Source organism: Rhodobacteraceae bacterium IMCC1335 (genome assembly GCA_039640495.1).
In the GTDB taxonomy this organism is placed as follows: Bacteria; Pseudomonadota; Alphaproteobacteria; order Rhodobacterales; family Rhodobacteraceae; genus Thalassovivens.
The window spans coordinates 3,629,049-3,652,303 of sequence record CP046864.1; the positions used below are offsets into that span (position 1 = coordinate 3,629,049).

Below are 23,255 nucleotides of genomic sequence, written 5' to 3' on the forward strand. Positions count from 1 at the left end.
CGCCTACAAGAAAGGCTGGCGGGCATAGAGGCCGGCATAGCGCACCCAAATATTAAGCCCAATGGGCCACCCATTCTGGCGCCGCCATACCAAGCCATGGCTTAGCTTCAGTCAGCTTGATTTGGCGGGGCATGGCCCGAAAATGCAACAATTTTTGGCGATCGCAGCGCCAAGATTAGATTTGAAAATCCATTAGAAATATAAAGCCGGGCCACTGGCTTTGCCAAAACCCGACCATTGGTGCCTTCGCTCAGCCGCCTTAAACCTGCGCCCTCATCCAAGCGCGGCGCCATCATCGCGGCGGATCGCAATAATGGAAGATCGCGGGGTTTTATCACCACCATCTGGCCAGTTCGACTCTCCCCGCTCGCCCGGATGTTGCACCCCAACAAACACGGTTCTGCGATCTGCAGCCCAAGCAATGCCCGTAATTTCAGCCTGTTTTGGCCCCACCAAGAACCGACGAATTTCACCCGTTACCGGATCGCCGATCAGCATTTGATTGTTGCCTTGACCGGCAAAATCTTTTTCGTTCGAATAATTGCCATCCGTCTGGATCCACAGCAACCCTTTCTCATCAAAAGACAACCCATCGGGCGAATTGAACATATTGCCCATATTAACATTCGCCGATCCTGCCCCTGCATCGCTGTGAACGCTCGGATTTCCCGCCATCACAAAAAGATCCCAGGTAAACGTGTCGGCCGTATGATCAGCCTCGCCGGGCCACCATCGAACGATCTGTCCATATTTATTGGCCTCGCGCGGATTGGGGCCGCCCACTGGGGTTTCATCCCCTCCAGCATTCGATTTCAAACCGCGGTTTTTATTGTTGGTTAGGGCGCAATACACTTCCGCTTTTAAGGGATTGGCCGTCACCCATTCTGGACGATCCATGGTTGTTGCCCCCAAAGCAGAGGCCGCCAAACGCGTGTGGATACAGATCATCGCTTGCTCCATGCCGGTGGTTTCCGGGGTCAAGGCAAGCCATGTGCCCGTGCCATCAGCGTCAAATTTTGCCGCATAAAGCGTGCCTATCTCCATCAATTCATCCGTATCGCCGCCTTCAGCGTAATAGCCATCCGACACATAGCGATACAAAAACTCACCACGCTCATCATCGCCCATATAGACCACGATCCGGCCATCCGCATTCACAACCACTTCGGCATTCTCATGCTTAAAGCGGCCCAACGCCGTACGCTTTTTGGGCTTAGAGCTCGGATCATAAGGATCAACCTCGGTAATATAACCATGGCGGTTCGCTTCATTCTGCTCTTGAGAAACGTCAAAGCGTGGATCAACTTTCCACCATCCATACCCACGATCTTTGCCACTGACACCATAGCGCTTTTGCGCCGCATCTTGCGTAAAACTGTCTGGATTTGCGGTGCCAAAATATCCGTTGAAATTCTCTTCACAAGCCAGATAGGTGCCCCAAGGGGTACGCCCATTGCCACAATTATTAAAAGTTCCCAACACGGTGACACCTTGCGGGTCGGCATTTGTTTTCATCAAAGCATGCCCGCGAGCGGGGCCGGTAATCTCCATCGGCTCATCCGGTGTGAATCTACGATTATAGCGCGAATCTTTGACAATTTGCCATCGGCCATCGATCTCTTTAAGCTCAACTGCCGTTAACCCATGCGCATTTTTACCTTTGTTAATATCATCATCGGTGGCATATTTGCCGTCAGGATTATTGCCCCACATGACCGATCGGTTTGTATATTCATTATTTGCAATCAATATTTGATGCCCGTCTTGATCGGTGAAAATCGTCATCCCATCATTGTTATCACCAAACGCACCGGCTTGACTGGCAGCGGTGCCGCGGGTTGCATGGTCAAATTCTGGAATATCTGAAAACAGAGGATCCCCCCAACGCGTTGCAACATGCCAATTATACCCTTTGGGCACCACGACCGTGTCTTTCGTGCTGACGCTTACGGCTTCGAAACCAAACCGGTTTGTCGCCGCATGGGCGGAGACCGGTGTCAATGCAGTGGTGGCCGCGCTCAAGCCCGCAACGCTGCCCATTGCGATCACGCCCCCTTAAAAAGCCACGCCGCGAAATTGCATCTTCAACGACCGCATCAAAATCATGCCAGTCCGATCTAGGGTTGATCGCCTCATCAAATGCATCAAAAGACAGATTGTGCAATTCATCCGTGGATAGATTAATTTTTGAACGTTGAGCCATGTGAAATCTCCCATGAAAATCAAATAAGTATTAATTTATACTCATAAGTATATATTCAAGCGGCCTAGCGCGTCAAGCGCGTTTACCCTAGGGCACTCTTGCGCTGTAAAATACTCAACAAATATAATGTGACGCAGGCGCGGCGCCCATTAAGAAGCAAAGCCCGAAAATGGCACGCGTCGGTTCTGCATGGGTTTTCTTCTGCGGCGCGCCTGCCAAAAAACCCTCATCCAAAGTGGTCAAAGCCTATGCTCGCACCCTCTGAAATCACGTTCACACCGTTTCTGCCGCATCAAAAAGAGGCGCTGATCGTCCAGCGCCTCTTCAAACATTATACGTTTAAACTAATCTTGAATCCAACGGATTGGATTATTGAACTTGATGCGCCACGTATAAAATATCAGACATGTTGAACAGCAATATCGTGTTCACAACCAAAAAGAATATTGGGGCGATGTAACCCTCTGCCGTTGCTTTCACGCCTTCAACTTCAGCCCATTCACTGTTCACCGTTGTATAGCCGAAATAGGTCGCGAGCAAAGCTTGCGTCCATGCAAACGCCACAAAAGCCCACGCGCCTTGCGGACCAACGAATAATAAAACCAAAGCGATCAACGTAGATGCGCCAACGCACGTGCCTGCAAAGCGAGTCATGAAAACCGCACTATCGCCAAAGCCATATTGATCAACGAAACCCTTCGTGGCGAATAAACAGCGATAACTGTAATACCCCCCCCCAACGATAATCAAAATCCACAACACCATATTCAATGAACCACCAAATGAATCTGCCATTTTTTTCTCCCATTATTGGCTTTTTTCACCGTATCACAGATTTTTAAAATCTGAAAAAAACTTTGATTTGGGCGCTGCCACAAATGTTTGCGCTTTGCGCGCAAGGATCATTGCCAGATTCAAAAGTTGCCAGTGTGCCAAATAAGGCCCACGATGGAGCACCCGTTTTGAATCGCATCGAGATAGATTGCGGCACGCCTTGGGGATTTTTTTATGCCTCAATGCGCTCTACCCAACGAAGCTAGCATATCCTGTTTCAGGCTTGGCGAGCATCTCTTTCGTGCCCCGCGCGTTCTTATGAGGGGCGGTGCCATCACCGAACGGGCTGACCAGTTCGATATGGTCGGTTTTGCAGATTGCAGCCCCAACCGCGCAAAGGCTTACCTGCCATCAGAAAAAAAGCGCTACGGCGATAGGTTTTTATTAAAATATAAATTCATCTTGGCGCGGATCTTTTTTGGGTTTGCGGCGCGGTACAATCTGAATAATCCCTGATTTTCGGCTGCCATGCTTATCTACTATGCGTTGCGCAGCCAAGGCATGCTGCCTTGGCTTTCTTAACGCATAAAGCTTCGCGCTTGCGGCCTGTCGAGCGGCTTTTTCGTCCACAATTGGCAGCGGGTATCCGTTCATTTTCTTCGCTAGGAGCCAGGGTTGATGGATAAACCCAACCGGCATATTGCGCAGCTCTGGCACCCAGCGCTTGATAAAAACCCCGTTTGGATCCTGATCAAGACTTTGTTTAATCGGGTTGTAAATACGAATCGTATTGATCCCCGTTGTGCCTGATTGCATCTGCGCTTGTGCGTAGTGAATACCCGGCTCATAATCTGTAAATTGGCGCGCCAGATGCAAGGCCGGCAAGCGCCAATGCAGCCACAGATGATAGCTGGCAAAGCTCATCAACATAGCGCGCATGCGAAAGTTCAGCCAACCGGTGGCAATGAGGGATCGCATACACGCATCCACCATCGGATAGCCGGTCTGACCTTGCTGCCACGCGGTAAGATAGGCCTCATTCACCGGCTCTTGACGCAGCTTATCATAGGCCGGATGCATGTTTTCAAATTCAATACGGGGCTCGTCTTCAAGCTTTTGAATAAAATGGCAATGCCAATGCAAGCGGCTTGAAAAGGAACTGAGCGCCTTTGGCCAATTGCCTGACAAAGTTCTTGGAGAGGCGGTAAGTGCCTTGCGCCGGGCTTCTAAGGCGTGATGCACTTCGCGCATTGACAAGGTTCCAAAGGCCAAATGCGCAGAAAGGCGTGAACAGGCCTGCGCCGCGCTTAAGGGAGAGGACATCGCTTTTGAATAATCCTCTCCGCGCCTGTGTAAAAAGCTTTCCAATACCTGTAAGCCCTGTCGCCGCCCCCCGCTTTGGCGCGCGATGCACCCATCCTCCGCGAGAAGGAAATCTTCCGGCCGCGGCATCGGGTCTGAGGCGAGACCGATCTTTTTTAAACCCGTGGGCGCGGGCAGGCAGGGCTGCGCCATATAATGCTGCCAGCGCTGCGCCCAACCGGCGCGCTTATTCAAGCCTCGGGTGACGCCAATACGCCGTGGCTGATGCCAGGTCACGCCGGTGTTTTGACACCAAGCCTGCACGCGCTGATCACGCGCATAGGTCCAGCCATTCCAAGTTTCTTGATGCGAGCACAGCTGGGTGAAACCAAATTTTTGATGCAAATCGGCAAGGATCGAAACCGGTTCCCCGATGCGAAGAACCAGGCCTTGACCTAAGGCGCAAAGATCTTCTGACAGATCAGCAAGGCTGTCTTGTAAAAAACAAAAATGCCGATGACTCATATCCGGTTGCTGCCAAAGCTCGGGCTCAAGAATATAAACTGGAAGCACCGAACCGGCCTGCACCGCATGGATCAAAGCCGCGTTGTCAAATACCGATAGATCGCGCTTGAACCACATCAGAACCGGCGCTGCGCTGGTCTGCTTTGTTTGTGTCACTTAACTCTCCCGGCGCGTAGCTTTGACCTATCGGCAACTTCTAATGGATATCTATTCCAGTGGAGTGAAACCGCAAGTCGCTATGACAGAGGCGCTGCATTGTGTCGCGAAAGCTATAGGCGCGGCCTGCGGCGAGATATCATGCCATCCGGCCCGAAGAAAGCCACGGCGCGCAAAAGCGCAGAGGGTCAAAGGGTCAAGCCAAAAAGATGACTTAGGCGTTTTGTAACAGCTCTTCCCAGCGATGGCAGGCCACGTTATGCTCTACTGCGCTGCTTTGCAAACGCGGCTCTTCTACTTTGCAGCGATCAATCACATGCGGGCATCTTGTGTGAAATTTACAGCCCGAAGGTTGCTTCATCGGCGAAGGAATTTCGCCTTCAAGCTTTTGCGCCTTGCCGCGATCATCCGGGTCAAGCGATGGAATGGCCGAAAACAACGCCTTTGTATAGGGATGCCGGGGCGCGGCAAAAAGCTGGCGCGTGGGAGCGGTTTCCACAAGGCGGCCCAAATACATCACCGCAACGTGATCACATGTATGCGCAACCACAGACAGGTCATGGCTGATAAACATAAAAGTAATGCCAAGATCACGCTGAAGCTCTTTCAGCAGGTTTAAAACATCTGCCTGGATCGAAACGTCAAGCGCCGCCACGCTTTCATCGGCAACAACAAGTTTGGGGCCCGACACCAACGCCCGGGCGATTGAGATCCGCTGTCTCTGACCACCCGAAAAAGCATGTGGAAAGCGCCTCAGATGTTCAAGGTTAAGCCTGCATTTGGCCGCGGTTTCACGCACGCGTTCGTCGGTTTCCTGCCGATTGCGCGTCAGACCCATCACTTCCAGTGGTTCTGCTATGATATCGCGCACCGTCATCCGAGGAGATAACGCGGCATATGGATCCTGAAAAATCAATTGGGCGCGCTTGCGATAATCCTTAAGATCGGCTTTGCCAATCGTTTCCAGATTATAGGCCACTTCACCATCCGCATAATGCGCCGATCCACCCGTGATCGGCACCGCTTTTAAGAGCGCACGCCCAAGCGTAGTTTTCCCCGAACCAGATTCGCCCACCAATCCAAAAAAGCTGCCTTTCTCAATATGAAGCGTTACGTCATCAACTGCCTTCAAAACAAATTTATCGAACAACCCTTTGCCAATGGGAAACCCCACAGAAAGATTTTCGGCTCGGATCAATGGTCCGTTCATTCCGCGACCTCCTTATAGATATGACAGGCAACGGTGTGATCGGCGCCAAGATCAACCGCATTTGGACCGATTGTGGTACAAGCTGCCCCCACAATCTGGCTACAGCGCGTGTTGAAAACACATCCTGACGGGCGTTCCAGCGGCGAAGGAATATCGCCCGGCACAGCGGTGAGCGATTGGCCAAGATTATCAAGCTTTGGCAAAGCTGCAATCAATCCTTGCGTATAAGGATGCTTAGGGTTGCGGATCACCTCGCGCACCGGGCCTTCTTCAATCAACCGGCCAAGATACATCACATTCACCCGATCACAGGTTTGAGCAACGACGCCAAGATCATGGGTGATAAAAATAATTCCCATGTGAAACTCATCCACCAAATCTTTCATCAAATCGATAACCTGCGCCTGAATCGTCACATCCAGCGCTGTGGTTGGTTCATCCGCGATCAGCAAGGCAGGCTTGGTTGAAAGCGCCATCGCGATCATCGCACGCTGGCGCATACCGCCCGAAAGTTCAAACGCATATTGATCAAAACGTTGGGAAGCATCCGAAATGCCAACCCGATCGAGCATTTCGACCGAAATTTCTTTCGCCCGCGCCTTGGACATATCGCCATGCAATTGCAGCTGCTCGACCATTTGTTTGCCAATGGTAATCGCAGGCGCAAAAGAGGCCATTGGCTCTTGAAAGATCATTGAGATGGCACCGCCCCGCACCACCTTCAAATCGCGCGGTGTTCGAAGCGACAGCACATCAACTTCGCCTCGCTCTGTATGCAAAGTGATGCGCGAGTCAGGGCCGTAAACTGCATTGCGCGCATTGAGATGCATCAAGGCTTTCGCGGTAACCGATTTACCCGATCCGCTTTCCCCGACCAGCCCCATCACTTCTCCTTTGTTCAACGAGAAGGAGACGTCTTCCACCGCCGTGATCAGCCCTTCGTCGGTACGAAACTGAAGGGTCAGATTTTTGACATCAAGCAGCGCGCTCATTTGTTCACCTCGGAATAGGGATCAGCAGCATCGCGCAACCCGTCTCCCACGAAAACGAACGCCATAACCAGAACAATAAAGAACACCACTGGAATAAAATACCATTGATAATTCAGCATAACATCCGCAGATGTCGCCTTTTGCAACATTACACCAAGCGAGGAAACTGGATCTTTCAGACCAAGCCCAATAAAGGAAAGTGCGGTTTCGCTGAGCACCATATAGGGAAAAGAAATTACCAAATCGACAATAATATAACTGGTAAAAGACGGCAGTAGATGACGTCGAATTACATGCGACGAGGACGCGCCGCAAAGCTGCGCTGCCAATACATATTCTTGATTTCGCTCTGTCAGCAGATGCGTTCGAATGCGCCGTGCCAATGTAGGCCACCCGATAAAGCCCAAAATAATCGAGATGTAAAAAAACCGGGCTTCAGCCGAAATCTCAGGCGGCATAAAGGCCGCTACGGCCATGAATAGTGGAATCGCCGGCACCGTTCGAAAAGCATCGGTGATCATTTGTATCACGCTGTCGATCCAGCCACCGTAATAGCCGGACACCCCTCCAATAATCAAAGCCAGCACAAAGGCAATCAAAACGCCGATTGTACCCACCTGAAGCGAGGTCCAAATCGCGTGCAATGTTCGGCTGAAGATATCTTGTCCATCCTCATCCGTTCCAAACACATGTATCTTTCCCTCTTCTAAACCAAACAGATGACGATCACCTTTAATGACACCGAAAAGCTTATAAGCATCCCCTTTCGGCAGGAACGTCAAATAGGATCGCTTATCCTCATTGATTTTAGTGACCCACCGAAAATTTGTCGCCAGTGATCTTTCTCGTTCAACCGGATGAATGAACGGGCGCAATGAACAGCCGTTTTTATCACAAAATTGCGGGATCTGGGGGGCTCCGTTTGTATAATCCTTATTGCGGCCCGCCACAGTGGGGTCATAAGGTGATAAAAATGGCGCAAAAAGGCCTGAAAAAATCAAAAAGACTAGAAAAAAAGCCGCAATCATTGCAGCGCGCTGTTTCTTAAACCGAGCCCAAATTAATTGGCCCTGCGACGCTGTAAAATAAGCTTCTTTGGCAAGCCGATCATGCTCGCCCTCAGCCCCCAGCTGGGTTGCGTTTGATAGATTTATCCCTGCTAATTTTGGGTCGGTCGGATCTGGCATATTGCTCATGTCCTCACCTCACGATGCTTTTGCGGACACGCGGGTCGATGGTTGCCAGCAAGATATCCGTGAAAAAATTTAACGCCACTATGGACGCGGTTAATAAGAAAATAATCGCCCCAGCAAGCTGCTGATCGTTCGAGCGCGCAAGAGCGTCGATCAAAAGCTTACCAGCATCAGTCATTACAAGAATCAAGGCAACAATGGGCAACTCATTGAAAATACGGTTCAGGTCAAACCCAAGCGAGTTAATGATCGGCCCAAGCGCATGACGCGCCGGATATTTCCAGAGCAACTTGCGGCCATGGACGCCGCGCGCGGTTGCAGCCGTAACGTAAAGCTTCCCGATCTCATCTGACATCAAAGCCCGCACCGTTTGCAGGGCAAAAGCAGTTGCCGACCAACCCAGAATGAATATGGGCAGCCATGCGTGTTTCAGAAGGTCGACAAAACGTGCCCAAGACCAGGGTGCATCGCGGTATTGGCTAGAAAACAATCCCGTCAGCGTTTCGCCAAAATAAACCGTGGCAAAGAGCATAATCATTAAAGCCAGCAAGAAGTTCGGCATCGCAAGACCAAGATAGCTAATGATACGTAAAGAATTATTGAGATATGGATTGTTAGACGCAGCCGCAATGATCCCCACCGGAATTGCGATTGCATAGGCCAAGGCCAGCGAGGCAAGACAGATGCCAAGCGATAGCAAAAACTTATCGCCCAAAAGATCAGCGATATTCACCCGTAGGATACAGCTATTACCAAACTCACCCTGAAAGGCGCCAACGATCCATTTGCTCCAACGTTCAAGGAAAGGTCGGTCAAGACCGAGCCGCTGCCTTTCGGCCTCCAATTCATTGGCAATTTGCACCGAAGACCCTTGGGTATTCTTAAAGGCAAGATAGCGCTCAGCACAATCACCTGGCACCAACTCCATCAGTAAGAACACAAAGAGCGATACTATTATTAGCGTGATCAGCGCCATAACGGCCCGTGTTATCACGAAGCGCGCAAAGTTTAGCATTGTAATTTCCTGTTCGCCCTGCCGAGAAGCATATTAAAATCAATGACGGGCGGCAAGCCGCCCGTCATCAGTTCAACAAAAACCTTGTTGCTTATTCGTCCAACCACCACTGGGTCGCACGGTAAGGATAAGTCCGATAATATTCGTAACTATGAGTCTTGGTTTCGGTAAAGTTGATCAGATTGTTGCGATGAATCATCGGCGCAGGGGCAATCACCGTACCAATGAACAACAATTCTTTGGTCATATGTTCAACCATTCTTGCACCTGCCTGATTGAAAGCATCAGAACCTGCTGCGGCGGATTGCAGAACATTGATGTCTTCCATCATCTGCTTGGCCCAAGCTGGAGGCTCTTCGCCTGCAGACCCGTTAGAATCAATCCACTCGGCCCAAAGCATCGCATTGCGGTTTCCGAAATAATTTTCATAGGGTGGAACCCATAGCTCATTATTACCCAGAACGATCGCCAAAGGCTGACCTTTGCGCCACATGCTGACATCCAGTTTATTGGAAGACTGAGCCGAACGATACTCATCCGGTGTAACTTCCTTTACAACGGAAGCAATGCCGACATCGCGCCAATATTGCGCCGCTAATTCGACAGTTTGGCCAGCAATCCCTTGAGTTGAAAAGTTAAGATTCAAGACAAGCTTATCGCCATTTGGCAATTCGCGAATACCATCACCATCCGTGTCGGCCATGCCAAGCCCGTCAAGCAGCGCATTGGCACCAGCCGGATCATACTCAGTGGCATAGGTCTCCATTGACGCATCAGCAAATGCTGGCAACGGTGAAAACCCAGTATAGGCACGAGGCGTACCTTGACCAAAGAAGCCGATTTCGTTCATCTCACTGCGGTTGATCGCGATTGACATCGCCCGCCGGAAATCAATATTGCCGAAAACCTCGCGTTTGGCCGGATCTTCATGGGTCACGTTAAAGCCCAATGCACCGATGGTAATTTCAGGCTTCAAATGAACCGTATAATCGCCTTTTTCTTGGTTTTCGAGCAGGATTGGTGCTGAAGCCAATTGCAAAGACTGGGCCTTATAATCGATCTCGCCATTTACAATCTTAAGTATACGCACCTCATTATCATTGATGTAAACTTCATCAAACTCATTGATATAAGGCAATTGCTGGCCGGTTGGATCCACTTGGAAGAAGTAAGGGTTAGCAACAAAATGCCGCCCTTCGGGGGTGTCGGCGATTACGATATGGCTTTCAAGCGTAGGATAGGTTGCTTTAGGAAGGCCAGCAACCAGATCCGGGTTTGACAGCATTGGGGTTGGCGTATCCGTCCAATCCGAATTACCGTAATAGGCCTTAATCGCAGCATAGCCATTTTCAAAGCCAAGCGCCTGCGCATTGGCATCCGCATTCGAGTCAACATCTGGATGGAACTGACCCAGGAAATGTTTAGGCTGGAAAGGCTGCGAATAATGCGTCGCGAAATGCGCAATCAGACCAGGTTTGGGCGCAGGTAAGTTGAAAATAACTGTGGTTGCATCAGGCGCATCCACGCTCATCGCCTCACCCGCCACGGTAATATAGTCTTTCGGCGTTTCAAAAATGTTTTTATCCAACATCAGATTATCGTGATAGAACACGATATCTTCGCTGGTGAATGGCGCGCCATCCGACCACTTATGGCCTTCGCGCAACTTGATTGTCAGCTGGGTAAAATCATCATTCCACTTGAACGATTTCGCCACGTTTGGAACGATGGTCTGAAGATCATCCGAATACCGCAAAAGGCTGACGTGACGCACAGACAAAAAGTCAGACGTTCCCGCTTCGGTCGCATTAGACAAAACATCCAGTTGCCCGCCATAGCGGCCCACAGCGTCATAAGGGATCATCACCAAAGGCTCTGAAGGCAACCGATCAGCCAAAGCTGGCAGAGCGCCATTGCCTTGAATACGCGCGTTCAGCGCTGCTGCATCTGGGTTGCCCGAAAATGCCATGCTGCACCCTGCTGCAGCTTCGAACTCGGCCAAATCATATTGTTGCGGATAAGCGCCTGGCGCCACTCCACCCATATCGGCAACCGTGATCGCGGGGCAATTGGCTAACGCCATACCCGGCAATGCAATCGCGGCCAAGCCAGAAAGCAATATACGTTTCATGTTCTCTCCTTAAGTTGATTGTATCATGCGCAATCTATTGATGCGCTTGGTTCGCGTGCGCGCCAAATCAGCGACACGATAGATAAGGTCAGTCGTCTTATGACCGGCGCGATCGCCACAATTTAAAACATTGACAGTCAAATTCGCCTGACCCTCCTTTCTTCACTCAGCCAGTCGCCGGTCATGCCAGCAACAATTGTATAGAATTGCAAACCTTATGCGACATCGATCACAGCCAGCCTTTCAAGCATCTCAACGTTTTATCCCCCTGACTGAAGTATTCTTTGCGAACACGCATTTAGGGATCGGATTTGATGGAAAAGTATTTTTTTTGATAATTCAAGGTAAATATAGCCTCCAAAAATTTCTTGACTCGTCTTTTTTTGGTAGATCACAGATTTTTTAAAAAAATTAAACGCGAGGCTGCTGTTTCAAACTCCTATTTTCATAGCGTTTGCCAGTGAAAGCTGACAGCTGACATTCTTTCAAAAATAATTTGGCAAATTCAGAGAAAATCTGTTCGCGCCGAACAAATACCCAAATCTCTTGACCAATCGGGAAGGCGCCTCAAGAATCGTATAACAACATATTTTTTACTTTTAAAATACTCTCAAAGCAGAACTTTTAAGAAAAACGATGCCCCTATTTAAATGTCTTAGCTAGGTTCTGCGCAAACGCGTATTTTGCGCTTAACGGCATTTCTGGAAATCAAAACTATATGCTCCCAGCTTCTCCCGAAAACCTTCCATCATGCCCTCAAAGACACGGCTCTGATACGCCGCGCCTCACTTCTCTCAGAATTCATTGACAGGCATTACAGATGCGGCGCGTCAATACAGCGCAAAAAAGCGCGAATCATGGGTTGATCGCGGCGGATGGATAAAAACACCAAAGATTCTTTCATGCGCAGCGTTGCACCCGAAATTGCGACAGCACGTATATCAGACGCATTGCCCAATTCGGCGCGCGAGACAAATCCGATACCCGCCCCCGATGCCACCACCTCGCGCAGAGCCTCACGTCCGTCAACTTCAATCACCGGGCGCAAACGCAGACCGCAGGCCTGCGCCTCTGCTTCGATACAGCGCCGGGTACTTGATCCTTTTTCACGGAATACCAATGGCCATTTTACGAGCTGCTTAAACGCAAGCTCTTGAACTGTTTCGGGTAAAAAGCCTTGTGCCATAATTGCGACAATTGGCGCATCCCCCATCGGAATTTCCACCAAATCGAGTGCTGAGGGGCTATTACCCACCACGCCAATCTCTGCATCATAATGGCGTAAGCGCTGCAGCACATCTTCCGAATTTCCCGTTCGAACCGACACGAAGGTTTTCGGGTTCGCCGCGCGAAAAGCGCTGAGCGACGCCGTGATATGCAAAGCCGAATCTGCCACCACACGCAACTTGCCCCGCAACTGGTGTTGGCGCTTGCTTAAACAAAGCCCGATTTGTTCTTCCACATCGAAAAACTGCCGCGTCAGCAAAAACAACTCATCCCCGGCTTCGGTAAGCCGCACATGTTTTTTTTCACGATGGAACAAAAGCGTATCATGCAGCTGTTCCAATTGTCGCACGTGATCGGATAGGCTTGGCTGGCTTTGGTTCAACGCGCGCGCAGCGCTGGAAAACCCGCCATGCAATGCAACAAAGTGAAAGGCGCGAAGTTGGGTATATCTCATCTATAAGTTTTTCCGATTATTTAATATGATTAATTTATTTTACTTATAGCATAATGCGGCGCATTTAGGGAACGTAAATTGGGAGAGCCCATATGCCAAACACCGACTGTTTTGAAAAATTACCCAAGCCCGCGCTTGGCGAGCCATATTTGTTAACGCCAGGTCCGCTCACCACGGCCTATGATGTAAAACAAGAGATGCTCAAAGATTGGGGCAGTTGGGATGATGATTTTCGAGCTATGACAGCGCAAATACGAACAGGTTTGCTGGCGCTGATTGGCCCAAAAGCCGATCTTTATGATTGCGTGCCAATGCAAGGCCCCGGATCTTACGCGGTTGAAGCCATGTTGGGCAGTTTTGTGCCCCAAGATGGCAAGGTTTTGGTTTTGGCCAATGGCGCCTATGGCATGCGCGCCGCAGCCACATTAGACTATCTTGCCCGCGATAAAATCGTTTTAGATAAGGGGGATTATATGCCCCCTCGCGGCGCTGAAGTGGCAGAGATTTTAGCAAAGGATCCGGCGATCACCCATGTGATGGCGATCCATTGCGAGACCTCGTCCGGAATTTTAAACCCGATTGAAGAAATTGCCGAAGCAACCCGCGCCGCGGGACGCAAATTGTTAATTGATTCGATGTCAGCCTTCGGCGCGCTTCCGCTGCACCCCGCCCAGCTTGGATGCGCGGCCTTTGTCTCCTCGGCCAATAAATGTATCGAAGGCGTGCCCGGTTTTAGCTTTGTAATCGCGCAAACCACCGAGTTGCAGGCCGCGCGGGGCAATGCGCATTCTTTAAGCCTTGATGTAGAAGCGCAATGGCGGGTCATGAATGACACTGGGCAATGGCGCTTTACTCCGCCCACGCATGTGGTGGCCGCCTTTTTAAAGGCTTTGGCCGCCCATGCTGCAGAGGGCGGTGTTGAGGCGCGCGGGGCGCGCTACACTCAAAACCGCGATTTCATGGTATCGGGCATGCGCGCGCTTGGCTTTGAAACATTGCTAGAAGACCGCTGGTTATCCCCAATCATCGTTACATTTTTCTGCCCCGCTGACCCGGCTTTTAAATTCAGCCAGTTTTATGATGCGATGAAAGAACGGGGCTTTATCATCTATCCTGGAAAGCTGACGATTGTAGACAGTTTTAGAATCGGGTGTATTGGTCAGATAGACACGGATGTGATGCACCACATGCTGACTGCGGTGAAAGCCGCATTGGCGCAAATGGGCGTTACAGATGCGGCCCCGCCAAGCGCCGCCCTGAACGAACGACGCAAATTAACAGCCTAACGAATGAAGAAAGCCATCGAATGACAATGAATACGGAAGTAAATGTAAACGGGCGCGTTTATACAGCCCCAAAAACCTGCGCGATTGTGATCTGTCTTGACGGCTGTGAACCGGCGTATTTGGATGTGGCGATTGGCGAAGGTTTGATGCCCACATTAAAGCGTATCCGGGCCCTGGGCAGCGATCATCTTGCCCATTCGGTGATCCCCTCCTTCACCAACCCCAACAATATGTCGATCGCGACGGGGCGCCCGCCCGCGGTGCATGGCATTTGCGGCAATTACCTGTATGAGCCGGAAACCGGCGAAGAAGTGATGATGAATGATGTGCGGTTCTTGCGCGCTCCAACCGTGTTCAGCGGCCTGTACAATGCCGGGGCCAAAGTGGCCGTGGTCACGGCCAAAGACAAATTGCGGGCGCTGTTGGGCGCGGGTTTGAAATTTGATGAAGATCGCGCGATTTGTTTTTCCTCAGAAAAGGCCGATCAAGCTACCTTGGCCGAAAACGGGATTGAAAATGCAAGCGCCTATATGGATCGCCCCGTCCCAGAAGTCTATTCTGCCGATTTGTCAGAATTTGTTTTTGCCGCCGGGGTAAAGCTTCTCAAAACCTGGGCGCCAGACGTGATGTATCTGTCAACCACAGATTACATCCAACATAAATTTGCCCCTGATGAGCAAGGCGCAAAAGATTTCTATGCGATGTTTGACCACTATCTGGCTGAACTAGACGCATTAGGCGCCGCAATCGTGGTGACTGCCGATCATGGTATGAAACCCAAGCATCAAGCCGATGGCACCCCGGCAGTGATTTATATCCAGGATGTATTAGACCAGTGGCTGGGTGAAAAAGCCGCGCGCGTTATTCTGCCCATCACCGATCCTTATGTCGTGCATCATGGCGCTTTGGGCTCGTTTGCAACGGCCTATTTGCCCGAAGGCTGCGATCATGGTGAGATCATTGCCCGCCTGTCAGCCTTGCCCGAAATGCTCTCAGTGCGCAGCAAAGAAGAGGCGGTGGCCGAATTTGAACTGCCGGCAGATCGGATTGGCGATATCGTTATGGTGTCAACCGAAAATATGACCATTGGCACCTCCCAGCATCGCCATGATCTGGCCGCCCTGAAAGAACCTTTGCGTAGCCATGGCGGGCTTACCGAACAAACCGTGCCGTTTATCGTAAACCGGGTTATGGATTTGCCAAATGCGCCCCAATTGCGAAATTTTGATGCGTTTTATTATGCCCTGCAAGCGGCTACGCAGTAAATCGGCGTTCAACATGCGCCCGCCAAAGGTTTTTGGCGGGTTAAAAAACCAGGAGGGGGTTGAAAAAACACCTCACTGCCCTCCTCTTACGAAAACCGCGCTTGTCTGATGATGAGCGCTGACCGCAAATAGATCAACGTGAAGAAGAATGAGGCTCCAAATGACAGCGACAAAACAAATGCGACACGAAGCCATGCGCATCGGAGGCGAAAAAGTCTTTACAGACGATGTGGTCGAGGTGCGCTATCCCTATACGGATGAGGTGGTGGCCACGGTTCCGGCCGGCACCGCAGAACATGCGGCGAAAGCCTTTGCAATTGCCGCCGCCTATAAACCCAGCTTAACGCGGTATGAGCGCCAGAAAATTCTGTTTCGCGCTGCCGAATTGATCCGTGAACGGCGCGATAGCATCGCGCATTGGCTTACCTTGGAATTGGGCATTTGCCAACAGCATGCGCTTTATGAAACCGGGCGTTCTTATGATGTGTTTATGTTGGCCGGTCAGGCCGCCATTCAAGATGATGGTCAAATCTTCAGTTGCGATCTGACACCGCATGGTAAACCGCGCAAAATATTCACCAAGCGCGAACCGGTGCGCGCGATCTCGGCCATCACCCCGTTCAATCATCCCTTAAACATGGTGGCGCATAAAATCGCCCCCGCGATTGCAACCAATAACTGCGTTGTGTGCAAACCAACCGAGTTAACGCCGCTGACTGCGATCACATTGGCGGATATTTTATACGAAGCCGGCCTGCCGGTTGAGATGTTCCAAATCGTTACCGGATGGCCCAAAGATATTGGCGATGAAATGGTCACCAATGAAAATATTGATATTGTCACCTTCACCGGCGGTGTGCCTGTGGGCAAAATGATTGCACAAAAAGCCGGATATAAACGCGCCGCGCTTGAGCTTGGCGGCAACGATCCATTGATTATTTTAAATGATCTCTCTGATGCAGATCTGGAAAAAGCCGCGACGATTGCGGTGGCCGGTGCCACGGGCAATTCCGGCCAGCGCTGCACGGCAGTTAAGCGGATCTTGGTGCAAGAGAGCGTGGCGGATAAGTTTGTGCCGCTGGTGCTGGAAAAAGCCAAAGCCATCCGCTTTGGCGATCCGATGGATCCGGATACGCAATTGGGCTGCGTGATCCATGCTCAAGCCGCAGAATTATTTGAAAAGCGGGTCTATATGGCCGAAGCCGAGGGCGCCGAAATCCTGTACCATCCGGGGCGCAACGGAGCGCTTTTGCCCCCGATCGTGATCGATAAAGTACCCCATAGCTCAGAATTGGTGATGGAAGAAACCTTTGGCCCGATCGTACCGATCGTGCGCGTGCCCGATGATGATGCCGCCGTGATGGCAATTTCAAACTCAACCGAATTTGGATTGTCCTCCGGCGTCTGCACGAATGATTTTACCCGCATGCAAGCCTTTATCGAGGGGTTGGATGTGGGCACTGTGAACATTTGGGAACAACCGGGATACCGCATTGAGATGTCGCCCTTTGGCGGTATCAAAGATAGCGGGAATGGCGTCAAAGAAGGGGTTTTGGAAGCCATGAAATTCTTCACAAATGTCAAAACCTATTCATTGCCATGGCCATAAACACACAAGTGACGGGCGGCGCGGGCATGCTGACATTTCGTGACTAGCACGGAAAGCTTTGACGGCACCCGTACAACAGTGCTTGGGGCCCAATGATAAGCACCGGGGTCATTCTAATCGCTTTAAGCGCGGCGCTTTTGCACGCCACATGGAATGCTATGCTCAAGGGAGCCACGGATCGCGCATTGTCGATTGGCTTGGTCTCTTTAGGGCATTTCGTGCCCGCCCTGCCGTTTTTTTTAATCCTACCCGCGCCGGATATGGCCGCGCTGCCCTACATTATTGCCTCAACGGTGATCCATTGGGGCTATTACTTTTTCCTGATCGCAGCTTATAAACACAGCGATCTTTCACTGGCCTATCCAATTGCGCGCGGGGCAGCGCCGGTTTTAATTGCCCTGGGCGCCACAATCTGGCCGGGGGAAATCCTATCGCCCATGGCTTGGGGCGGAATCATCGGTGTCTCTTGCGGCGTTACAATTCTGGTCGTATCCCGCGCCACGGGCGCGCTTAAAAAAGCCCTGTTTCCGGCCTTCATCACCGCTTTGATGGTGGCGGCTTATTCGATCGTGGATGGGATTGGGGTACGCGTCTCAGGTGCACCTCTCTCATATATAACATGGCTTTTTACCGCCGAAATCTGTGTCACACTATTCGTGCTGATGCCTCGGCGCGCCTTGATCAGACAAAATGGTATAAAACAATTTTTGACGGGGTTTTCAGGCGGGGTTCTTTCAAGCCTGTCTTATGCTTTGGCGGTTTTTGCGCAAACCTTAGCGCCTTTGGCTTTGGTCGCCGCGATCCGCGAAACATCGGTTATTTTGGCGGCGCTCATCGGGGTCATTTGGTTTAAAGAGCGGCCTGTTTTGATGCGCATCTTCGCCGCATGCGTTGTTGCTTTTGGCGTGATTCTAATTGCGCTTTCTTAGAATCCGAACTTTGCAGGAAAAACCGCGCAATCCCCGCTAGACCGCCTGATAAGGATTACCTATCATCCGCTCTAGCGTAAAAGGAAACCAAATGACCAAGCCGCGCAACGTTCTGTTTATCGTGATTGACCAGCTGCGGGCAGATTGTCTGACAGGGGCGCTTGCCACGCATGTAGATTTACCCAACTTGCGCCAGTTTATGAGCGAAGCGGTAACGTTTACCCGCAATTTTTCAGTCACAAATCCCTGCGGACCATCGCGCGCCTCGCTTTTGACGGGGCAATATTCGATGAACCACCGATCTGTGCGCAATGGTGCACCGCTGCGCCATGACATTCCAAGCCTTCCAAACGAATTGCGTAACTCAGGCTATCTGCCGCTTCTTTATGGCTATACTGACACCTCACTGGACCCGCGCGTTCACGCAGCAGATGATCCCGCGCTAACAACCTATGAATATGTGATGCCCGGGTTTCAAGAACAGCTCGAAATGCGGTCTGAGCAATCTATTCCCTGGCTGTCGCATTTAGCAGCGCAGGGCTATATTTTCAAAAATCATGATGATTTATACATTCCCGTGGCCGCTCATGGAGCCCACCCCAAAGTCACTGACCCAGCGCTTTACGCCGCAAAAGACAGCGATACGGCTTTTTTAACAAATGCCTATTTAGCCGATAGCGCAACCCGCGAACCCCCCAATTGGTTTGCGCATTTAACCTATTTGCGCCCGCACCCGCCTTTGGTCGCGCCGGCCCCCTATAATACGCTTTATGATCCCCAAAAACTACCCTTGCCCCACCGCCTCAACAGTCAGGTTGCAGAAGAAGCCGTGCATCCGTTTTTCGCCCCTATGTTTGACAGCGCAACCCCAGCGGATTTCGTATCTGGAATGCCTGATTTAAAGCCCGACAAGGGTATAGTGCAGGCTTTACGCGCCGTATATCTCGGGCTTGCAAGCGAAGTAGACCACCATATCGGACGGGTGATCACCGATTTGAAACAAGCGGGCCACTATGAAGACACGTTGGTGATCATCACCGCCGATCATGGCGAGATGTTGGGCGATCGCCACGCATGGGGCAAAATGAGCGTTTATAACGCTGCCTATCACACACCCCTTATTATCCGAGCACCGCAGCTACAGGCCCAATCTGGAATGCAAGTGCAGCTGCAAACTGAAAGTGTGGATGTTGCCCCCACAATTCTTGACTGGATCGGATCAGATATCCCAAATTCAATGGATGGGCGGTCTTTAATGCCCCTTATAAAAGGTGAGGCTCCTGAAAACTGGCGCAAATTCACCTTCTCAGAGCTAAATTTTGGGCATCCCCTTTTTCCGACTGAATGGCAAAAGCAGCTGGGACTATCCGTTGATGAGTGCAGTTTAAGCATTTTACGCGATGCGCAATTCACGCTGGTTGAATTTGCCGGCGATCTGCCGCCTTTGCTGTTTGACCATGCAAAGAAGGGAGAGTTTGAAAACGTAGCAGAACAGGCGAACTATGCCCCCGACCTTGCCCGTCTGACGCGGCAAATGTTGAAATTTCGAATGCAAAATATGGATCGCAGTTTGGCCTTAAGCGCGCTGACCGCACAGGGGCCGCAAACCGCCTTTCGCCATAACATAACAAAACGTGCCTAAGGGTGCAGCACCCGCCCGTGTTCGACGGGCGATGCGGTTAAACAGCGCTGAAAATCCCCCTATGCGCAGGGCGCAACGGCATTTAGGCCTTGTTCAATAATATCGAATGCTGAAAACAACTCGGCTTCCGTAATGGTTAGGGGCGGGCACAGCGTCAGCACGCAGCCAGCGCCAATTTTATAGCTCAAACCCTGTGACAGCGAATGGTATAAAATATCCTCGGCAGCTTGAAGCGCCGGTTGGTTATCAATCCGCAGCTCAATGCCAAAAAACAAGCCCAAGCCCCGTATATCGTGAACCAGCGGATATTTAGCTTTGATCTCTATAAGCCGCTCTAATCCACGCCGCCCCAACGCACGCGCGTTTTCAATAAGCCTATCCTCAAACAAACAGTCAATCGTGGCCAAAGCCGCCGCGCAACCAACCGAAGATTTTTCATGCGTGTAATGGCCCAAAGCCCGATCGCCCGTTACGTCCAGATCTTCGCGCACGAGCAAGGCCGCCATCGGGAAAATACCTCCACCCAGCCCTTTTCCGATCACCAGCATATCAGGCACCACGTCGAAATGCTCGCAGACAAACATTTCTCCGGTACGGCCAATCGCGGATGGAATTTCATCAAAAATCAAAAGAATGCCATGTTCATCACAAATGTCACGAACGCGGCGCCAATAGTTCTTGGGTGGCAATTCGACGCTCGTCCAGCGCATGGGTTCGGCGATCAAAGCCCCAATATCACCTTCCATTTCTATCACATATTTTAAATAGTTTAGGCAGCCCTCATGCTGCTCATCTTGGCAATTGAAATGGCATTTTCCGCGCGTTGGCGGTGGAATATGTTCACAGCCCGGCAAAAGCGGCCCAACATCCTTTCGAAACAGGCTTTCCCCGCCAATCGAGATGGCATCCAGTGAGGCACCGTGAAAGCTTTCCCACATCGAAATGGTTTTGTGCCGCCCGGTCGCATAGCGCGCCAGCTTTAAGGCCATGCCGATTGCATTGGTACCGCCAGGAGCGAATAACATTTTATTGAGCTGCCCCGGCGCCAATTCCGCCAAACGACGCGCCAAATCAATCGCCGTTTGATTTGTGTAGCGCCGCGGGCAAAATGGCAACGTATCCAACTGCTCTTTAATCGCTTCAACCACTTTGGGATGGCCATAGCCAACTTGGTGTACGCTATTGCCATGAAAATCCATGATTTGGCGGCCTTGGGTATCTTCCAGATAAATCCCGTTGCTATGCGTCAAAACGTTCAAACAGGGGCTCGATAACGATTGATGCAAAAAATATTGCGCGTCTTGCGCAAGCAGGTCTTGGGTTGAGGCATCAATATGGGCCGCCGACCACGCTGCCCGTTGAGGCGATAGGTTCACATCGCCCTCAGACACGCTGGCTTTCGGTTTTAGGGAATATTTTTGCGCCATTTTAACCGCCCAATGTTGAAAATTGATCCCGCCAGCTTAAACCTGCCTCTGTTTTGGATTTGGGGCGGTATTCGCATCCGAATGCCCCCTCATATCCCAAAGCTTGAAACTGAGGCAGTAAAACGCCGTAGTCAAGCGCCCCTGGAAACGGTTCGGCGCGCTGCTCTGCCGCTGCAATTTGAATGTGACCAATTTTATCGACATAGCGTGAAAAATGTTCCATTAAATCACCGCTTTGGGTGAACACATGGTAACAATCAAACATAATTTTTAACCGCGGATTGTTGACCGCGTCCAAAACTTGACCCGCCTGCTCAAGGGTCCGCAAAAAATAACCGGGCAATTGTTCTTCACAAACCGGTTCAATCACAATGTTTAAAGTCGAATGATCCAGCGCATATTCGAGATTTTCAACAAAGGTCGCAAATGCGGCTGGCGTCTCCTCACTGAGGCCTGACAGAATATGCAACGCCTTGGCTTCGATTTCTTGCGCAAGCCTCGCTGCCTCCCGAATGTCGTGTTGCGCAATGTGCTGGCGATCTGGAATCGCTGCGTAGCCAAAACTGGATCCCATGCGTATATTCATACTGTTCACGGGCAATCCAACCTCTTTCAACAGAGATTTCAAGTCACCCAGATCTTCAAAATGCGCTTCGTCGTGAAATTCAAGCGAGTGAAACCCGTGGTTTTTGGCGCTCCGTATCCGGTCCAAAAACGGCAGCTCTTTCCAAAGATATCCCATATTTGCAGAAAAATTAAACCCCATTTATCTTTCTTTCAAAGGTTACGGAACCAGCACTTCGCGTATCGTTTTTGCATCGGCAAGGCGATCCATCGCTGCATTTAAATCATCAAATCCGATCGAACGCGTCATCAATTTATCCACTGGCAAACTGCCATTTTGGAACATGTTCAAATAGCGCGGAATGTCTCTTTTTGCCACGCAGCTGCCCATGTAAGAGCCTTTTATGCTGCGCTCTTCAGCGGCGATTTTCAAATGCGATAAAGTAATCTCGGCCTCCGGGCCAGGCATTCCCGCCGTCACAGTCGTGCCCCCCCGGCGGGTGATATCATAAGCCATCTGCAAAGCACGATTTGACCCTGCCGTCTCGATGGCGATATGCACGCCCCCGCCGGTTAAAGCAGAGATCTGCGCCTGCACATCCGCATCCCCCACATTCAGCGCGTGATGCACGCCAAGTTCGCGCGCAAAGGCCAACTTCTCCTCGCTGAGATCCAGCGCCAACACCTTCCCAGACCCAATCGCTAAAGCCGCCAAAACCGCGCTAAGGCCAACGCCGCCAAGCCCAACCACCGCGATAAATTGGCCCGGTTTCGCCTGCGCTGTATTAATCACCGAGCCAACACCGGTCACCACGCCGCAACCAAACAGCGCCGCATGTTCAAAAGGAACAGATTTATCAATTTTTACCAAAGCTTCTTCGGGTATAACCGAATATTCGGCAAAGCCGGCCACCCCTGAATGATGATGAATCCGGGTGCTGCCCTGCCGCAATCGCGTTGTTCCATCCTTTAAAACAGCGTTTGCATTGGCAATCGTTGCAGGTTCACATAGTGCCGGTCGGCCAACGCTGCACATCTCACAGCGCCCACAACTGGCCACGTAAGAGGGCACTACGTGATCGCCCACCGCAAAGCCTTGCACATCTTGGCCTATCTCTTCCACGATCCCCGCCGCCTCATGCCCGATCACAATTGGCATTGGTTTGGAGCGCTCTCCGGTGATCGCAACAAGATCGGAATGGCACAAACCTACGGCCTTAATCTTGATCAAGACTTCCCCGCGCTTTGGGGGATCTAACTCAACCTCCTCTATACTAAGCGGTTTGCTGACGCTGAACGGCCTTTGTGCCGAGGTGGTTCTGAGAATGGCGGCTTTCATTTTCATGCGCAT

The 23,255-nt window shown here is 51.1% G+C and carries 17 protein-coding genes and 1 pseudogene; 5 read left to right on the forward strand and 13 right to left on the reverse strand.

All coding sequences use genetic code 11. From position 1 onward, the window contains the following. Positions 1 to 107: 107 nt before the first annotated feature. The 10 genes and pseudogenes from GN241_17665 to GN241_17710 form a co-directional block, all read right to left on the reverse strand. A complete protein-coding gene (locus GN241_17665) occupies positions 108 to 281 on the reverse strand; it encodes a hypothetical protein (GenBank protein ID XAT59027.1) in 174 nt (57 codons plus the stop codon). Continuing rightward, positions 274 to 2,203, reverse strand: a pseudogene (locus GN241_17670) (DUF839 domain-containing protein). Before GN241_17670 ends, GN241_17665 begins: the two are co-directional and overlap by 8 nt. A 369-nt stretch (positions 2,204 to 2,572) precedes the next feature. Beyond that, positions 2,573 to 2,998, reverse strand: coding sequence for a hypothetical protein (locus tag GN241_17675; GenBank protein XAT59028.1), 426 nt, complete (start codon positions 2,996 to 2,998; stop codon positions 2,573 to 2,575). Between the two features lie 423 nt (positions 2,999 to 3,421). Beyond that, positions 3,422 to 4,921, reverse strand: a complete 1,500-nt coding sequence (locus GN241_17680; protein XAT59341.1) for a deoxyribodipyrimidine photolyase — start codon at positions 4,919 to 4,921, stop codon at positions 3,422 to 3,424. Between the two features lie 253 nt (positions 4,922 to 5,174). Continuing rightward, on the reverse strand, positions 5,175 to 6,170 hold the full coding sequence (locus GN241_17685; GenBank protein ID XAT59029.1) for an ATP-binding cassette domain-containing protein: 996 nt from the start codon (positions 6,168 to 6,170) through the stop codon (positions 5,175 to 5,177). Continuing rightward, positions 6,167 to 7,153, reverse strand: a complete 987-nt coding sequence (locus GN241_17690) for an ATP-binding cassette domain-containing protein (protein ID XAT59342.1) — start codon at positions 7,151 to 7,153, stop codon at positions 6,167 to 6,169. The genes GN241_17685 and GN241_17690 overlap by 4 nt, the downstream gene beginning before the upstream one ends. Before the next feature lie 5 nt (positions 7,154 to 7,158). Then, positions 7,159 to 8,358: an ABC transporter permease subunit gene (locus tag GN241_17695; GenBank protein ID XAT59030.1), complete on the reverse strand. Its 1,200-nt coding sequence runs from the start codon at positions 8,356 to 8,358 to the stop codon at positions 7,159 to 7,161. Between the two features lie 4 nt (positions 8,359 to 8,362). After that, complete coding sequence (locus GN241_17700) at positions 8,363 to 9,370, reverse strand: ABC transporter permease subunit (protein ID XAT59031.1); 1,008 nt, start codon at positions 9,368 to 9,370, stop codon at positions 8,363 to 8,365. Between the two features lie 91 nt (positions 9,371 to 9,461). Next, on the reverse strand, positions 9,462 to 11,501 hold the full coding sequence (locus tag GN241_17705) for an ABC transporter substrate-binding protein (protein XAT59032.1): 2,040 nt from the start codon (positions 11,499 to 11,501) through the stop codon (positions 9,462 to 9,464). Positions 11,502 to 12,315: 814 nt separating this feature from the next. Continuing rightward, on the reverse strand, positions 12,316 to 13,182 hold the full coding sequence (locus tag GN241_17710; GenBank protein ID XAT59033.1) for a LysR family transcriptional regulator: 867 nt from the start codon (positions 13,180 to 13,182) through the stop codon (positions 12,316 to 12,318). A gap of 92 nt (positions 13,183 to 13,274) precedes the next feature. On the opposite strand from GN241_17710, the gene GN241_17715 reads away from it, so the two are divergent. The 5 genes from GN241_17715 to GN241_17735 all read left to right on the forward strand — a co-directional run bounded on the left by GN241_17715 (position 13,275) and on the right by GN241_17735 (position 19,913). Beyond that, the gene (locus GN241_17715; GenBank protein ID XAT59034.1) at positions 13,275 to 14,468 is read left to right on the forward strand and encodes a 2-aminoethylphosphonate--pyruvate transaminase; all 1,194 of its coding nucleotides are present in this window, start codon (positions 13,275 to 13,277) and stop codon (positions 14,466 to 14,468) included. A gap of 20 nt (positions 14,469 to 14,488) precedes the next feature. Next, positions 14,489 to 15,733 carry a phosphonoacetate hydrolase gene (phnA, locus tag GN241_17720; protein XAT59035.1) on the forward strand — a complete coding sequence of 415 codons (1,245 nt, stop codon included), beginning with the start codon at positions 14,489 to 14,491 and terminating at the stop codon, positions 15,731 to 15,733. 160 nt (positions 15,734 to 15,893) lie between these two features. Then, positions 15,894 to 17,342, forward strand: a complete 1,449-nt coding sequence (gene phnY / locus GN241_17725) for a phosphonoacetaldehyde dehydrogenase (GenBank protein ID XAT59036.1) — start codon at positions 15,894 to 15,896, stop codon at positions 17,340 to 17,342. Positions 17,343 to 17,434: 92 nt separating this feature from the next. After that, entirely contained in the window at positions 17,435 to 18,271 is an 837-nt protein-coding gene (locus GN241_17730; GenBank protein XAT59037.1) for an EamA family transporter, read from the forward strand. A 91-nt stretch (positions 18,272 to 18,362) separates the two neighbouring features. Next, positions 18,363 to 19,913, forward strand: a complete 1,551-nt coding sequence (locus GN241_17735; GenBank protein ID XAT59038.1) for a sulfatase-like hydrolase/transferase — start codon at positions 18,363 to 18,365, stop codon at positions 19,911 to 19,913. A gap of 59 nt (positions 19,914 to 19,972) precedes the next feature. Here GN241_17735 and GN241_17740 read toward each other — a convergent pair whose 3' ends face one another. The 3 genes from GN241_17740 to GN241_17750 are packed head-to-tail and all read right to left on the reverse strand — an operon-like array spanning position 19,973 to position 23,249. Then, complete coding sequence (locus GN241_17740) at positions 19,973 to 21,340, reverse strand: aspartate aminotransferase family protein (GenBank protein XAT59039.1); 1,368 nt, start codon at positions 21,338 to 21,340, stop codon at positions 19,973 to 19,975. Position 21,341: 1 nt separating this feature from the next. Beyond that, complete coding sequence (locus tag GN241_17745) at positions 21,342 to 22,106, reverse strand: TIM barrel protein (GenBank protein ID XAT59040.1); 765 nt, start codon at positions 22,104 to 22,106, stop codon at positions 21,342 to 21,344. Positions 22,107 to 22,124: 18 nt separating this feature from the next. Continuing rightward, on the reverse strand, positions 22,125 to 23,249 hold the full coding sequence (locus tag GN241_17750; protein ID XAT59041.1) for a zinc-binding dehydrogenase: 1,125 nt from the start codon (positions 23,247 to 23,249) through the stop codon (positions 22,125 to 22,127). Positions 23,250 to 23,255 lie beyond the last annotated feature (6 nt).

Coding starts and splice junctions, on each gene's coding strand:
- GN241_17715 (XAT59034.1), top strand. CDS start 13,275: ATGCCAAACACCGACTGTTTTGAAAAATTACCCAAGCCCGCGCTTGGC.
- GN241_17710 (XAT59033.1), bottom strand. CDS start 13,182: ATGAGATATACCCAACTTCGCGCCTTTCACTTTGTTGCATTGCATGGC.
- GN241_17750 (XAT59041.1), bottom strand. CDS start 23,249: ATGAAAATGAAAGCCGCCATTCTCAGAACCACCTCGGCACAAAGGCCG.
- GN241_17745 (XAT59040.1), bottom strand. CDS start 22,106: ATGGGGTTTAATTTTTCTGCAAATATGGGATATCTTTGGAAAGAGCTG.
- GN241_17735 (XAT59038.1), top strand. CDS start 18,363: ATGACCAAGCCGCGCAACGTTCTGTTTATCGTGATTGACCAGCTGCGG.
- GN241_17680 (XAT59341.1), bottom strand. CDS start 4,921: ATGTGGTTCAAGCGCGATCTATCGGTATTTGACAACGCGGCTTTGATC.
- GN241_17705 (XAT59032.1), bottom strand. CDS start 11,501: ATGAAACGTATATTGCTTTCTGGCTTGGCCGCGATTGCATTGCCGGGT.
- GN241_17700 (XAT59031.1), bottom strand. CDS start 9,370: ATGCTAAACTTTGCGCGCTTCGTGATAACACGGGCCGTTATGGCGCTG.
- phnY (XAT59036.1), top strand. CDS start 15,894: ATGACAGCGACAAAACAAATGCGACACGAAGCCATGCGCATCGGAGGC.
- GN241_17740 (XAT59039.1), bottom strand. CDS start 21,340: ATGGCGCAAAAATATTCCCTAAAACCGAAAGCCAGCGTGTCTGAGGGC.
- GN241_17675 (XAT59028.1), bottom strand. CDS start 2,998: ATGGCAGATTCATTTGGTGGTTCATTGAATATGGTGTTGTGGATTTTG.
- GN241_17730 (XAT59037.1), top strand. CDS start 17,435: ATGATAAGCACCGGGGTCATTCTAATCGCTTTAAGCGCGGCGCTTTTG.
- GN241_17685 (XAT59029.1), bottom strand. CDS start 6,170: ATGAACGGACCATTGATCCGAGCCGAAAATCTTTCTGTGGGGTTTCCC.
- GN241_17695 (XAT59030.1), bottom strand. CDS start 8,358: ATGAGCAATATGCCAGATCCGACCGACCCAAAATTAGCAGGGATAAAT.
- phnA (XAT59035.1), top strand. CDS start 14,489: ATGACAATGAATACGGAAGTAAATGTAAACGGGCGCGTTTATACAGCC.